Source organism: Psychrobacter sp. Pi2-1 (genome assembly GCF_904846645.1).
Lineage (GTDB): Bacteria > Pseudomonadota > Gammaproteobacteria > Pseudomonadales > Moraxellaceae > Psychrobacter.
In genome coordinates, this window is sequence record NZ_CAJHBO010000034.1 from 1 (window position 1) to 16196 (window position 16196).

Genomic DNA, 16196 nt, shown 5'->3' on the forward strand with positions numbered 1-16196 from the left:
AGGTCATACCCTCGTCTAAGCTTTTTAGTACTTGTTTACGAAAATCTAATGAGTAAGTCATGGTCTTTATGATAGCAATTAGGTTTGATAATTAGTTTATAACACTTTTAAGTGGGATTGGTTATATACTAAATGACAGCCACTCAAAGTTTCTGATTGTAGAAAACGATGAGCAATTGCATAAGTTTTTAGAGATTCGTGAGCAGACGCCTCATGTCAAAAAAGTCATTGTCTTTGACCGTAAAGGCTTGCGTAGCCTAGAGGATGATCAGGTTATTTTCCTTGATGAGCTATATACGATTGGTCGAAGTGTTGATAACGCAAGAGAGCGCTTTAGCGATTATATCGATCAAGGTACGCCTAATGACATACGTACTTTAATCTATACCTCTGGCACAACAGGCAATCCAAAAGGTGCGATTTTAACGCACGCCAATGTCCTCTTTGAGCTAAAAACAAGCATAGATATTCTTCCTATTTTGCCTACTGATGAGCAGCTCTGCTTTTTGCCTTTATGTCATGTGCTCGAACGTCTAACGTCAGTAGATCTGCCTATCCATCGGGGCTGTATCGTTAACTTCGCTGAGAGTACAGAGACGGTATTTGAGAATATGAAAGAAGTCTCACCTGATACTTTTACCGCTGTGCCCAGACTGTGGGAAAAAATGTACGCCTCTATCAGTAACATGCGTAGCGACGCCAGTGCACTCAATGGCTGGGCATTTGATCAGGCCATTAAAGCAGGTCATGACTATGCTGATATCGTGATGGCAGGCAATACTCCTACGACAGGTCAGCGACTGCGTTACGAGTTTTGGAACAGACTGGTGCTATATAAAATCCGTGACCTTATAGGCATGAGTAATATTCGCCGTGCCACTACGGGTGCCGCGCCCATATCGCTAGATATTATCCGTTGGTTTCATGCGATAGGCGTACCTATCTATGAAGGCTATGGCATGACCGAAAGTGCGGGCGTGATATCGGTCAATACACCTGAAGCGCAGATGGCCGGCAGCGTAGGTAAGGCACTACCAGACTCTGAAGTCCGTATCGCCGACAATGGGGAGATACTCGTAAGAGGGGCTAACGTGTTTGCAGGCTACTGGAATAAGCCAGAAAAAACCGCTGAGGACTTACGTGATGGCTGGCTACATACGGGGGATGTTGGCGAGATAAGAGACGGTTATATATTTATCACGGGTCGTATCAAGGACATTATCATCACCGCAGGCGGCAAAAACGTCACACCAGCTGCGATTGAAAGCAAACTTAAATTTTCACCTTATATCTCAGATGCGGTCGTCATTGGCGATAAGCGAAAGTATTTGACTTGTCTGATCATGATAGATCAAGAAAACGTCGAAAAATATGCGCAAGACAATCAAGTGATGTTTTCTGATTTTCGCTCGTTGTGTCACGCGCCAGAAGTTATCGCCTTGATAGATGACGTCGTACAGTCTGCTAACGAGACCTTAGCTCAGGTAGAAACCATAAAGCAATTCAGGCTTATTGATGTGCTGCTCAGTCCTGAAGATGACGAATTGACCGCGACGATGAAATTGAAAAGAAATTTGGTTGAGAAAAAGCATCACGCTCTCATCGACTCTATGTACTGATCTAGCTCTTTAATACAGTTTAGTTTAGTACTGTTCAGCTTTTTTGAAGTCGTCTCAACCTCGAAAGTATTAATCTCAAGAGCATCAAACTAACAGCGACGGAGTCGCAAGGAGAAAGGCAATGAAATGGACATTCAAGACGACGCTACTAGCACTCACGGTCGGTACAATGGGTCTAGTAGGGTGTAGTGATCCAGAAACGACCGCAGCGACGGGCACTGATACTGAGGCTGCTACATCTACTTCTACAAGTGACATGCCAGTACAGGGCGTGACCGATACTGAGATTATCTTAGGCGGTGCAAACGATCTATCCGGTCCGTTTGCTGGATTTGGTAATCCTGCAGTCGCCGCAGCCAATATGTACTTTGATGAGGTGAATGCGGCAGGTGGGGTCAATGGACGAAAGATTCGTTACATTGTCGAGGACCATTCTTATCAAGTACCAAAGGCCGTACAGTCTGCGAACAAACTGGTCAGCCGCGATAAAGTGTTTGCCATGCTGATGTCGCTAGGCACACCGCACAACTTAGCGAGTTTCCCTATTATGGATCGCGCCAATGTTCCTAGTATCATGCCGCTCACTTTTGCTCGGGCTATGCAAGAAGAAGGGGATTTCAATCGTCGCTATACCGCTGGTAGTACCTATTATGATTCAATAAAGCTAGGTATGGAGTACCTTATTGCCGAAAACGAAGTTAACAATTTATGTGTCATGTATATTCCGTCAGACTACGGTGAAGAGACCAATGAAGCGGCTAAGGATATCAGCGATAACAATCCTAACGTCACTTTAGTTCAGTCCAGCTCACATCGTCCTGATGAAACAGACTTTGCTGGGGCAATGGCCAAGTTAAAAGACGCTAAATGTGAGCTTATTGCTTTATCTCTAACCATTCGCGGCGCTATCACCGCGGTCGGTACAGCAAACGCTATGGGCTGGAGTGATGTGAAATTTATCGCTCCTGTAACGGGTTTCCATCCTGCAGTTGCAGCGGCACCAGGCGGCGCAAGTGAAGGCTTGTATTCTGTATCGTACTACAATGATTTGGCACTAAGAGCCAATGAACCTGAGACTAAAGCTTGGGTTGAGAAGTTTGAAAAAGCCACAGGGGAAGAAGTATCAGCAGGTGCTATTCTTGGTTATCTAGCCGCTAAAGTAACCGTTGATGGTCTAACCGCAGCAGGTCCTGATTTAAATGCCGACACTTTCAATAAGGGTCTAGAGACAGTCAGCTTTGTCGATGGCGTCACAGGATCTACAGTTGCTATCACGCCTGAGAGCCATGTCGCGATTAATGATATTTACTTGTCGCAAGTACAAAATGGTCAATGGAAAACAGTAACGCAGCTGAAATAATACATTCTAGATATTTAGGGAGCTTTCGATAGCAACAAGCCATACGTAGTATGGCTTGTGTCGTTTATAAAATATGGGTTTGACAATAATTTCATTTATATTTTAACCGTTTTACGATTATTCATAAGTCCAAAACCCTTCTCAATACAAAATAAGCCATAAGTCATAGACAATAAAAATTGACTAGAATGCTGAGTTAATTTCGCTTATAGCAACTAGATTATTTGTGCCTAAACATACAGATGTACAGTGAAATTGTTATGTTTGGCTTTTGATGTCTTGCAACCGTCACGCTTATTTGTCAAACTAACGATGAGTGTCACACATTATGGAAGATGACTCTTATCGCTTACATGGGGCACGTCATAGACGTTTGTCCGTGTAGGTCATAATAATTAAAAGGGACCCAACACTATGACTCAGAAATCATTTCCTATCTCAGCCGAGTTTATGGCTGCTGCCAATACCACACCTGATAAGTACGTTACAGACTACCAGCAATCTATCGAATCAGCCGAAGCAATTGATACTTTTTGGGCGAAGCGTGCTGAGCTAATCGACTGGATAAAAAAGCCGACCAAAGTCAGTAACGTCAATTATGACTTAGATGATTTTCGCATCAAATGGTTTGAAGATGGTGAGCTGAACATTTCAGTCAACTGTCTTGATCGTCACCTTGAAGAAAACCCATACAAGCCTGCTATCATCTGGGAAGGTGATCACCCTTCATTACACAAAATCATTTCTTTTAAAGAGCTACATGAAGCTGTCTGCCGCTTGGGTAATTCATTGCGCAAGCTTGGCGTTGTAAAAGGTGATCGCGTAACGCTATATATGCCGATGATACCGGAAGCTATGGTAGCGATGCTGGCATGTGCGCGTATCGGTGCGGTGCATTCAGTGGTGTTTGGTGGTTTTTCTGCCGAGAGTCTGGGTAATCGCTTGATAGACAGTCGCTCAAAAGTTGTTATTACCGCTGACGAAGGTTTACGCGGCGGCAAGCACACACCGCTCAAAGCTAATGTCGATCACGCACTCGACATGGATGGCACTGAGAGTGTCGAAAAAGTCATCGTCGTTCATCGTACAGGTAACTCTATACCGATGAGTGGCCGCCGTGATGTGTGGTATCACAATTTGGTCGATGGTCAATCAGAGATCTGCGAGCCTGAAGTCATGAATGCCGAAGACCCGCTATTCTTATTATATACTTCTGGTTCGACAGGTAAGCCAAAAGGTGTCGTGCATACTACAGGCGGCTATATCACCTATGCTATCTCAACGTTCCGTGATGTGTTTGATATCAAAGAAGATGACGTCTACTGGTGTACAGCAGATGTGGGCTGGATTACTGGTCACACGTACTCAACCTATGCACCACTGGCCAATGGCACGACAACGGTAATGTTCGAAGGTGTGCCAGAGCACCCAACATGGGCGCGTATTGGTCATATTATCGATAAGCATGACGTGACTATCCTATACACTGCACCGACAGCCATTCGCGCGATGATGAAAGAGGGCGATGCTTTTGTTCGAGAGTCGGATCGTTCTAGTTTGCGTTTGCTAGGGTCGGTCGGTGAGCCGATCAACCCAGAAGCGTGGGACTGGTACTACAATGTCGTCGGTGATGGTAAATGTCCTATCGTTGATACATGGTGGCAGACCGAGACTGGTGGCATCTTAATGGCGCCAATACCAGGTACGGTCGATCTTAAGCCAGGTGCGGCAATGACACCGTTATATGGCGTCAAACCAGAAGTCGTCGATAGCGATGGTGCGATTTTAGAAGGCCCTGCAGAAGGCAATTTGGTGATCAGTAGCGGCTGGCCAGGGCAGATGCGTACTATCTACAATGACCATCCACGTTTCTTAAAGACTTACTTTAGCGATTATCCAGGTCATTATTTCACAGGTGATGGCGCTCAGCGTGATGAAGACGGGCATTACTGGATTACTGGTCGTGTCGACGATGTACTCAACGTGGCAGGGCATCGCTTGGGCACAGCAGAGATTGAGAGCGCTGTGGTTGCGCATCCTGCAACTGCTGAAGCTGCGATTGTCGGTATGCCGCATGAGATACGCGGTACAGGTATCTGTGCATTTATCATTCTAAAGTCAGGTGAAGAAAAAACTGACGATCTAAAAGCAGAGTTAAAACGCCATGTACGTGCCGAGATTGGGCCGATTGCGACGTTAGATGCTATTTATATGGTCGATGCACTACCAAAAACGCGCTCGGGAAAAATCATGCGCCGTATCTTGCGTAACCTTGCAGCAGGGCAATATGTGGGACTGGGCGACCTATCTACGCTTGCCGATAGCTCAGTAATTAATGACTTGGTCGAAGAAGTCAAAGCGGGCCGTGGAGAGTAGTTCAGTCTGCTAACAAACCTGCAGTATTAAGGATAGTGATTCAATACTAGCCATTAATATTCATATATCGAAGTTAAATAAGAGCCATGTTATCGAGAATAGCATGGCTTTTTTACGTAGACGATATTGATATTGGCGCATTTTGAAGGTTCAATAATACTAACAAGATAACATCGCTACCATTTCAATTGACGAGCCACTCGGTACTTACTAGGCTAGCTAATTAATATAGTAGCGACTCATAAATACTTTATAAGGTCTACTGTCATCATGACTGATTATGCTTCGTGCTCAACTGTCCTATCTGCCCCAAAAATTGCCATCATCGGTGGTGGCCTAACGGGATTGCTCACAGCAACACTATTAGAGCGCGCGTCAAACCAATCAAGCTCGCAATCTAACACCCCACAAATCACTATCTTTGAAAAATCACGTAGTGTGGGCCGTTTAGCGACCCGCTATCGCAGCGATAGTGAGACTGGCAAAAACTGGCAATGGTCGTTCGGTGCGCAGTTTTTTACTGCGAAAACCGCTGACTTTCAACAGTTTATCGCGCCTTGGTTAGATACAGGGTTGCTACAGCCGTGGTGTGCTGAAGTGATTGAGTTAACGGCATCAAGTGACAATGGTCAGTCACCTAATATCCAAAGCAAAGAGCAATGGGATGCAGTGCATGCACGCTACATCAGCACCCCAAAAATGACCAGTTGGGGCCGTGAATTGGCCGCCGCGCTCAAGCACACGACTATAGTATTTAAGACCCGTGTCGCACCGCTCACTCAGTATTTGCACCGTCAAAACCCACAGCAGTCTCAGAACCAAACTTTTAATCAAAACAGCAAGCAAACTGAGCTATTCGACGAAACTGGCGCCAGTCTTGGTTTGTTTGATTGGGTTATTTGCACAGCGCCAAATGGTCAGGCGGTAGAGCTGATGGCAGATAGCGGCTTTAGTCAACAAGACAGAATTACTAAACCGCAAATGCAAGCCTGCTATACCCTGATGCTTGGTTGGGATGATGTGCAAAAACTACCTAAGACGTTAAAAGGACAACTTGCACCGCAATGGGATGTTGCTTATTTAAATAGCGTTATTATTGATAGGATATTTATTGAGCATCAAAAACCTACTCATGGTGAACTACTACCAAGTGTCACCATTCATGCACGTAATGACTGGTCAGAAGCCCACGTCGATGATGATATTGAGTTGGTAAAAGAACAGTTATTACAGGCGGCAAAACAAGCATTAAATTGGAATGAAGACAGCGTACCTAGCCAAACAGACTGCCATCGTTGGCGCTATGCCGCTACCATTGTAAATAAGGATACTGAAGAGTTGGGCATCTTAATCGATGCAACCAAGCAGTGGATCGTCAGTGGTGACTGGTGTGCAAAAGGTAATATTGAAAGCTGCTACCGAATGGCGCAGCAAACCGTTAAAGCAATCATGCAAACGCAACAAGCGTAAAATCCGTGCTCATTATTTTGCATCGTTTAACGATATTTGGGTTTAGCAAAACGTAAGCAAAAAAAGACCCACAGAGGAGGTACTGTGGGCTGAGGAAAACGGGTCATGTATTAGCTACACAGGCCGTGGTCAAGAGTTGTTGTAATTATTGGTACTCTCTACTGTTATTTATAAGGGTAATAATTATCAATACAATAGGTGGAGATATTTAACTATTAACATTTACTGATTTAAGTGTACAAGTGTTCTGTTACAGTCGCTATGATAGCGCAATTGAATGCTGTCTGGCGGTTTTGGTTACAGTATATTACGTTGTAAAAATCCAAAAGACGCAAAGACTGATATGAAGTACTGATATTTAGAGTAAGTAGCGGAGCTTTATGATGCAATCATCAATAAAGGCTGCCAATAATTTCAATACGTTATGTCGATAGAAGGCCATCTAGACAATCTTGATACCTTTCTTGATATCTTTGATAACTCAATCGCTGCAGAGATGGCATGACGCCTTGTCCGAAAAATGCTAAGCTATCTGCCATTATTATGTTCATATTAAACTGGGTTTGCCATGACTGACAGCACGCATTTGCATACGCAGGAAGAACCACCAAGTTCGCAAAATACCAAAAGTATTTTTAACTTGCCTAACAACCTTACGATTGCGCGTATCTTGATGATTCCGCTATTTGTCGCGATTGCCTATTGGCCGCCAGCCATGGGTATTGGTATGCCTGCGATTTCAGACAATGTCATTGCGCGCGTTGGGATGAGCGAGTTTAGCGATAGTTTGTTGCGCCATTTATTATTGACCGGCGTCTTTATTATTGCCGCGATTACTGATTGGCTCGATGGGTATTTTGCTCGTAAACTTAATGTCATGTCAGCTTTTGGTCGCTTTTTGGACCCTGTTGCTGATAAATTAATGGTGGCTGTAGCGCTCATCGTTCTGGTACAGTGGCATCCTAATATCATTATGGCGATAGCGGCTATCGTCATTATTTCGCGCGAAATAGCAGTATCAGCATTACGCGAGTGGATGGCAGAGCTGGGTAAAAGCACTAGCGTTGCGGTATCTTATGTTGGCAAATTAAAGACCACGTTTCAGATGGTAGCGATTACCGTACTACTGCTTAACTGGCAGTCGCTTGAAACTATCGGTTATGTATTAATGGTCGCCGCTGTGATACTTACTTTATGGTCGATGATGATTTATCTAAAAGCTGCTTGGCCTTATTTAAAGCAAAGCGGATAATTCCATAAAACGAAAATAATCAGCTCAAAACTTAGATAATAAAAAACGCCAGTCGCATTAGCTACTGGCGTTTTGTTTTTTACTGCTTATAAATCAGACTACTTATAGCGTTACTGAGTTGTTTTCGCCTAAGTTGGTCGCTTTTTTGCCATCCATTACTGCAGCAGTGGTCATCTTAAACATATTAACTACTGAGCTACCGCTCAACCAGTATTCTGCACCATGTGGCACGACTTTAATTAACTGTACATTTGGATCTTCTTTACCTTGCTCATAAAACGCATTGTAAATTGGCGACCATAGCTCATCTAACTTCTCTTGGTCTTTAACCAATTCTGCTTTACCGTTAATTGAGACATAATCTTTTGAATCTTGACTCACATAGGCCAAGTTCACTTGTGGGTCTTTTTCAATATCTTTGATGGTTTCGGTAGTCTTATCACCAATGAACCAAATCTCTTTTGCGCCAATGCTCGTCTCGCTGGTGGTCATTGGGCAGGCATGTAAATGGCCTTCGTGAGTACGAGTGGTCATCATGGCAAATTTCACTTCTTTTACCAGCTCTTGTACTTTATCGATATGGTCTTGTCTACTCATAATAAATTTCCTTTTTTATAGTGTTTTAATTGGGCTTGTATAGCGTTGTTTTAATTAGTCGAATTGTACAGTTGATTATTTATAGTAATTTTTCTTTAGGCTAGATATGTCTAACTATTAAATAAATCTAAAAGTTAAACATCATCGTCGCCTTAACAACTGAGACTAGAATACCGAGTTGTGACCCTACATTTATATAGGTTCCCAGTAATGCGATGTGAGTGTTTGTAAGGAATATGAAGGTTAGGTAAAAATTGTGACAGCGTAGATTTGAGCGTTCTATTTTTCGATGGATAATTCAAAAACGACTTAAAAAGATACTTTTTTGAATTATCGATTCGCAAATAGTAAGTGGTGATAGAACGCAACTTATCGGCAATTTATCTCGGTTTAGACCTGCTTATTACAGGTCTTCTTGTTATAATACCCAGACCATTTACTTAGCATGGCAGAGATGCCTTGATCTTACGGATTATGCCTTTATGATGACCATCGCCGGACAACCGTTTCTTACCGATTTTCAGACGCAGCAACTCATCAGTCAGTTTCAGCAAAAAACCGAGCTAAATGTCAGTCAAATAAGTACACAGCAAGTGTATGTACTATCACGAGAGCTATCTGGTGATGAACATAAAAAAGCGCTAGATTTACTGGCGGTTGACCAGTCAGCAACGCTAAATACGCCGCAAGACAACCAACTACAAGTCATCGTTGGGCCGCGTTTTGGTACGATATCGCCATGGGCAAGTAAAGCGACAGATATCTTTAATAACTGTGAAATCGAGATCAATCGTGTTGAGCGTGTTGTCGTTTATACGTTAACCCTTGATGAAAAAACAGACGGTGACGCAGGCGAAAAACTACCAGTAGACGCTGAGCAATTATTGTTTGACCGTATGACTCAGAGCTTGGTTTATGACTTGAGCGATGTCAGCAAATTGTTTGACGATCAAGCGCCAGCTTCATTGAACCATATTGATGTAATAGGACAAGGTCAGGCAGCACTAGAATCGGCCAATACCGAGTTCGGCTTTGCTTTATCAAGTGAAGATATTGATTATCTGATGAATGCCTATGTCAATGAGCTAAAGCGTAATCCAACTGACGTTGAGCTGATGATGTTTGCACAGGCAAACTCAGAGCATTGCCGTCATAAGATCTTTAATGCTCAATGGACAGTCGATGGTGAAGTGCAGCCAAAATCACTGTTCCAAATGATTAAAAACACTTACCAGTCTAATCCACAAGGCATCTTGTCAGCGTATAAAGACAATGCTGCGGTCATGGCAGGGTCTGATGGCATGCGTTTTTATCCTATCCCGACTGACGCGATGGATGCCAATTCCATCCATCCTTACGACTTTCATCAAGAAAACATCGATATCTTAATGAAAGTTGAGACGCACAATCACCCAACAGCGATTGCCCCTTATTCTGGTGCAGCGACAGGTGCTGGTGGTGAGATTCGTGATGAAGGCGCAACAGGTCGTGGCGGTAAGCCAAAAGCAGGTCTAACAGGATTCCACGTGTCACATCTGCATATCCCAGAGCTTAGCGAAAAGTGGGAGCAGTCAGGTCAATTGAGCACGCAGGATTATGGTACGCCAGATCGTATGGCAACCAGCCTTGAGATTATGACCGAAGCGCCATTAGGATCGGCCAACTTCTCAAACGAATTTGGTCGTCCAAATCTATGTGGTTACTTCCGTAGTTTTCAACTAGATACCTCTGCGGCAAAAGACGGTAGCGAGATGCGCGGTTATCACAAGCCAATTATGCTGGCAGGTGGTTACGGCAATATCAAACGCAACCTGATTGAAAAAAATGCAATCAAAAAAGGCGATTTGCTAATCGTTCTTGGTGGCCCTGCAATGCAAATCGGTTTGGGCGGCGGTGCCGCATCGTCAGTCGATAGTGGTGACCTTGATGAAGGCTTAGACTTTGCTTCAGTTCAGCGCGATAACGCTGAAATGGAGCGTCGTTGCCAAGAAGTCCTTGATCGCTGCTGGGCACTAGCGGGCGATGATGTCGATGTAAGCAATAACAGTAAAGACGGCAACCCAATCGTCTCACTACATGACGTAGGGGCAGGTGGTCTGTCTAATGCGATGCCAGAACTGGTCAATGACCATGAAATGGGCGCGCATCTGAACTTGCGTAAGATTCCATCGTTAGAAGCTGGCATGTCGCCAATGGCCATCTGGTCAAACGAAGCGCAAGAGCGTTATGTGCTAGCGATTCGCCCAGAGAGCAAAGATCAGTTCGATGCGATCTGTGCCCGTGAGCGCTGCCCATATGCTATCTTGGGCGAGGCGACAGATATCCGTCAGCTAATCGTTGATGATGAGCTGTTGGACGAGCAACCAGTCGATATGCCGATGCAAGTACTGCTCGGCGGTACACCGAAAATGCAACGCAGCTTTGAGCGTACTGATAGCACGCTACCAGCATTAGAGCTTGGTGATGTGAATCTAGCTGAATCAATCACCGATGTATTGCGTCACCCAACTGTCGCGAGCAAATCATTTTTGATTAGCATTGGTGACCGCTCTATCACAGGTATGGTCGTGCGTGATCAGTATGTGGGTCGCTATCAAGTGCCTGTATCAGATTGTGCGGTGACGGCGTCGGGCTTGGTGGCGCTAGATGGTCAGCCAATGACTGGCGAAGCAATGAGTGTTGGCGAGCGTACACCTGTTGCTCTTATCAGTCCAAAAGCATCTGCGCGTCTAGCGGTCGGTGAAGCGATTACCAACATCGCTGGTGCGCGTATCGCTCAATTGTCTGATATCACGATGTCAGCGAACTGGATGGCCGCGTGTGGTGATGACGTAGAAGATGCTGCCTTGTTTGACGCCGTACATGCCGTCGGTGAAGAGCTGTGCCCGGCACTCGGTATCGCTATCCCAGTCGGTAAAGACTCGCTATCGATGCGTGCTAACTGGACTGACAATGCTAACGACAATGGTGAAAATCAAGATAAGTCAGTTGTGTCGCCAATGAGTTTGGTCGTGACTGCATTTGCTCCTGTCGTTGACGTCGCAAAAACGCTAACCCCTGAGCTCATCAATGGCGACAGCGCGTTCTACCGTATTGACTTGTCAAAAGGTAAATTGCGTCTAGGTGGTTCAATCCTTGCACAGACGCTGAGCCAACTAGGCAACGACTGCCCAGATTTAGCGCAGCCAAGTGATTTGATCGACTTCTTTAACTTTATCCAAGCGGGTAACGCGCAAGGTGTCATCAGCGCTTATCACGATATCGGTGATGGCGGTTTATTGGCAACTATCTCAGAGATGCAATTCACCAGCCGTCAGGGTATCAAGCTGTCATTAAATGACGACAACTTACTCGGTCAGTTGTTCAGTGAAGAGCTGGGTGCGGTCATCCAAGTATTACCAGAAAACGTCGCTGCTTTAATGCAATTGGCAGAGCAAAACAACGTCAGCGATATGCTAAGCCTCGTCGGTCAAAGCTCTGAAGAAGACAGCCTGCTTATCCAAACGCCAACGCTCATGGGTGACGACACATTACGCTTTAGCCGTAGCGAGTTACAGCAAGCATGGACGCAGGTCAGCTATCAAATCGCTCGTCGCCGTGATAACCCAGCCTGCGTACAGCAGGAGTATGACTTGATTGCTGATGCGAGCCATAAAGGCCTCATCGCTGCGCCAAACTTTGATCTCAATCAAAAAGTTGAAGAACCATATTTAGCCAGCCGCGATACTAAGCCAAGAGTCGCTATCTTGCGCGAGCAAGGTGTCAATGGTCAGACGGAAATGGCAGCAGGTTTTACTCAAGCTGGCTTTGAAGCGGTCGATGTACACATGAGTGATCTACTCAGTGGTCGTATCAATCTACGTGATTTCGACGGTCTGGTCGCTTGTGGTGGCTTTAGTTATGGTGATGTACTGGGCGCTGGCTCTGGCTGGGCGAACTCTATCTTGTTCCATGACGAATTGCGCATGCAGTTTGTACGCTTCTTTGCCCGTCCTGATAGCTTCTCGCTTGGTGTGTGTAACGGCTGTCAAATGATGGCGCAGCTTAAAGATTTAATCCCCGGCGCGGAGAACTTCCCACGCTTCATCGCCAATCAGTCGGCGCGTTTTGAAGCGCGAACCGTCAATGTCAAAGTCGAGCGCACCAAATCCATCCTGTTTAAAGGCATGCAAGACAGCATCTTACCCATCGCGGTGGCGCATGGTGAAGGCTATGCCACACTAGACAACAACGAAATCGACGGTATGGCAAAACACGGTCAGCTTGCGATGCGTTATGTCGACAGCCAAGGTCATCCAACTGAGACCTATCCGCTCAATCCAAACGGTTCGGTCGGCGGTGTCACAGGTCTGTGTAGCACGGACGGTCGCGTCACCATCATGATGCCGCATCCTGAGCGTAACCTAAAAGCGTATAACCACAGCTGGAAACCAGAAGCATGGGATGAGGATGGCGCGTGGATGCGTATGTTCCGTAATGCGCGTGCTTGGTTTAGATAGGCTAAGGTGATTTAGAGTATTGTTGTGGGTATAAAAAAAGGTGGGCGTAATGCTCACCTTTTTTGTGTTTGATAATTCTCTAAATACCTTTCTATTAGAAAAGCCACTATGCGTATTGAAATATTATAGTGAAATGAGTTAGATTAAGTAAACAATATTTCGTAACGAAAGCTACTAATAATTTCTAAATTTAGTCATATATGAAACAAACATTTAGCTCACAAAAAATTAGGAATAAAATGATTGATTTCGAGAAGTTTAAATCAAACTTAAATGATTTAGTTATTGAGTGTGAGTCAGATATTGAAGTTTCTATGAGGAATGAAGCTCAGACCCGTTTCGATATTATTGATAAGGTACTTTTCGATTGTTTAGATTGGAGTAGAGATGAAGCTAAAGTTGAAAGGAGCGTCGAGGGTAAATATACAGACTACGAACTTGGAAGAAAAAAAATAGCAGTTGTAGAAGCTAAGAGAGAGGGGTTAAGTTTTAACATTCCTTCTGGAACTATTACAAATAACAAAATAAAGTTATCTACTTTATTTGCTCTTGAAAAATCGAACATTAAGGAAGCTGTTTTACAGGCTAAGAATTACTGCTCTGAAAGAGGTATCCAGTATGGTATTGTAACTAACGGACATCAGTATATTTGTTTCCTAGCTTCAAGAACAGATGGAGTATCTATTAAAGACGGTTCAGCTATAGTGTTTACTAGTCTCAAAGATATATTAGAAAATTTTGAGCTGGCATGGGAGTCTATGTCTAAATATGGGTTGGCAAACGGTACTACAAATCAGTTATTTAAAAAAAGTAATATAGCTTTACCTAAAAAGCTATCAAATAAGCTATTAGAATATCCTAAGTTCAGGTATAAAAATAACTTACAGAGTGATTTAGCTCTATTATCTGAGCTGTTTATACAAGATGTAGCAAATGAAGCTGACATACAGGAAAGGTTTTATAAAGAGTGCTATTGTGAAAGCGGTGCATTGTCAAAATATTCTTTAATAAGTAAAAATATTCTAAAAGCTAGATATTCAAATTTATTTCCTAATAACCAAGAGTCACCTACTCTTCAAGCTGTTAAAGATAAGAAAAAAATTAATATTACATCAACTGATATTTCTTCAGCACTTTCTAAAAGACCTATAATATTAATGGGAGATGTAGGAGTTGGCAAAAGCTCTTTTATTAAAAACTTAATAATTAATGATAGCGAAGATGTCTTTAATAATTCCTTATATGTATATATAGATCTAGGAGTCGGAGGAATATTAGCTAATAATATAGAAAATTTTGTTGTTAATGAAATCAAAGAGCAGTTTACAGAAAAAGGGCTGGATATTGAAGATTTCAATTTTCTAAAAGGTGTTTATGCTTCTGAATTGAGTAAGTTTTCTAAAGGTAGATGGAGTTTTCTAAAAGAAAGTAATCCGAATGGATATCAAACGAAAATAGCAGAATTATTAGATGAAAAGGTAAACGATTTACATAATCACTTAAAGAGAAGTATTGAATATTATATAAAATCTAATCAGAAGCAAGTTGTCATATTTATTGATAACGCTGATCAAAGAAGTTATGAAGACCAGCAATCTGCTTTCCTAGCATCTCAGGAGTTAGCAATAAGTTGGAAAGTAATAGTTTTTGTTTCAGTGAGACCAAATACATTCTATGAATCAAAAACTTCAGGAGCTTTGTCAGCGTATCACACTAAGGTATTCACAATATCACCTCCCAAGATAGAAGAAATGCTCGATAAAAGATTGCGATTTGCTATAGATTTAGCTAAGGGCAGTGACATACCATTGAAGAAGTTTAAAAATGTTCATGTAAATGCAGAAAATATAGAATATATGATAAAAGCAATATTGATGTCTTTAGATTTTAATGAAGATATTTACGCTTTCCTAATAAATATTACAGGTGGAAATGTAAGAAGTGTATTAGAATTTATAACCAAATTTATCGGAAATGGTAACGTAGATGCAGAAAAAATTATAAGAATTATGAAAGAACAAGATAAATACTATATTCCTATTCATGAGTTTACAAAGGCAGCGTTATTGGGAGATTTTTCACATTATGATCCAAAATCATCTATAGCCATGAATGTTTTTGATATATCATACCCCGATAAAAACGAATATTTTCTTAGTTTAATAGCATTATCTTATTTGAATTTTCAAGAGTCTCCTAAAGACAAAGATGATTTTATGGATTCGCAAGTTCTTTTTGATGAATTACAGTCACTGGGATATAATTCTGAACAAATAGAAAGCTCTATAACTAAGATGATCAATAAAAAGATTATAGATACATCGGAAAGAATAACTTTTAAAGAAAGCAGTAATAAACTAAACACTTCACCAAACTTACTTAGGATAAGTAGTGTTGGAGCATACCATTTCTTAAAATGGGTTGGTGATTTTACATATTTAGATGCGATGCTATTCGATACTCCAATTCTTGATAGTTCAGTGAATAAGAGTCTATTAGATAATATGGATAGCTTCGACATAGATATTAGGTATTCAAGAGCAGTTATATTTAGAGATTACTTATTAGAATGTTGGGATAATATGGACATAAAGCCCATCTATTGAGACCATCCCGAATTCTGTGTAACTGCCATTTAGATTAAATGCTTACTGATACGGTCATCAAACATAATCATAAAACGATTCAGAGCAGACGTCCAGTTACGGATGGGCATCGACCACCTTGACGATGCTTGCTGAGTCGCCAGATAAATCACCTTGAATGCTGCCTGATCAGATGGGAACACCTTACGCTTATTCACCGCTGTCCGAATGACACTGTTTAGCGACTCGATAGCATTGGTGGTATAAATCACTTTTCTGATATCTTTAGGATACTCGAAGAACACCGTTAAGCCCTCCCAGTTATTACGCCAAGACTTGATGACATGCGGATACTCCTTGCCCCATACCTCATCAAAGTGCTCAAGATTGGCCTCTGCCATCTCAAGCGTATCAGCGCCGTAGATGGCCTTTAAATCA

At 42.8% G+C, this 16196-nt stretch carries 9 protein-coding genes; 7 read left to right on the top strand and 2 right to left on the bottom strand.

The window, feature by feature from the left end; all coding sequences use genetic code 11:
* The first annotated feature begins 125 nt into the window (after window positions 1–125).
* The 5 genes from JMX91_RS12955 (at window position 126) to pgsA (ending at window position 8077) form a co-directional block, all read left to right on the top strand.
* Complete coding sequence (locus JMX91_RS12955) at window positions 126–1619, top strand: AMP-dependent synthetase/ligase (protein WP_265089202.1); 1494 nt, start codon at window positions 126–128, stop codon at window positions 1617–1619.
* A gap of 121 nt (window positions 1620–1740) precedes the next feature.
* A complete protein-coding gene (locus JMX91_RS12960; protein WP_201549566.1) occupies window positions 1741–2979 on the top strand; it encodes an ABC transporter substrate-binding protein in 1239 nt (412 codons plus the stop codon).
* 414 nt (window positions 2980–3393) lie between these two features.
* Window positions 3394–5355, top strand: a complete 1962-nt coding sequence (gene acs, locus JMX91_RS12965) for an acetate--CoA ligase (RefSeq protein ID WP_201549568.1) — start codon at window positions 3394–3396, stop codon at window positions 5353–5355.
* Between the two features lie 270 nt (window positions 5356–5625).
* A complete protein-coding gene (locus JMX91_RS12970; protein WP_201549570.1) occupies window positions 5626–6825 on the top strand; it encodes an NAD(P)/FAD-dependent oxidoreductase in 1200 nt (399 codons plus the stop codon).
* Window positions 6826–7393: 568 nt separating this feature from the next.
* Window positions 7394–8077, top strand: coding sequence for a CDP-diacylglycerol--glycerol-3-phosphate 3-phosphatidyltransferase (gene pgsA / locus JMX91_RS12975; RefSeq protein ID WP_057758088.1), 684 nt, complete (start codon window positions 7394–7396; stop codon window positions 8075–8077).
* A 102-nt stretch (window positions 8078–8179) separates the two neighbouring features.
* Here the strand turns inward: pgsA and JMX91_RS12980 are convergent, their stop codons facing one another.
* The gene (locus tag JMX91_RS12980; protein ID WP_201549572.1) at window positions 8180–8674 is read right to left on the bottom strand and encodes a pyridoxamine 5'-phosphate oxidase family protein; all 495 of its coding nucleotides are present in this window, start codon (window positions 8672–8674) and stop codon (window positions 8180–8182) included.
* A 482-nt stretch (window positions 8675–9156) separates the two neighbouring features.
* On the opposite strand from JMX91_RS12980, the gene purL reads away from it, so the two are divergent.
* Together purL and JMX91_RS12990 are read left to right on the top strand one after the other, a co-directional pair.
* Complete coding sequence (gene purL, locus JMX91_RS12985) at window positions 9157–13173, top strand: phosphoribosylformylglycinamidine synthase (protein ID WP_201549574.1); 4017 nt, start codon at window positions 9157–9159, stop codon at window positions 13171–13173.
* Window positions 13174–13412: 239 nt separating this feature from the next.
* Window positions 13413–15779, top strand: coding sequence for a hypothetical protein (locus JMX91_RS12990; protein ID WP_201549576.1), 2367 nt, complete (start codon window positions 13413–13415; stop codon window positions 15777–15779).
* Between the two features lie 29 nt (window positions 15780–15808).
* Here JMX91_RS12990 and JMX91_RS12995 read toward each other — a convergent pair.
* Window positions 15809–16196: transposase (locus tag JMX91_RS12995; RefSeq protein WP_201549577.1), on the bottom strand; the 388-nt coding region annotated here is incomplete at its 5' end.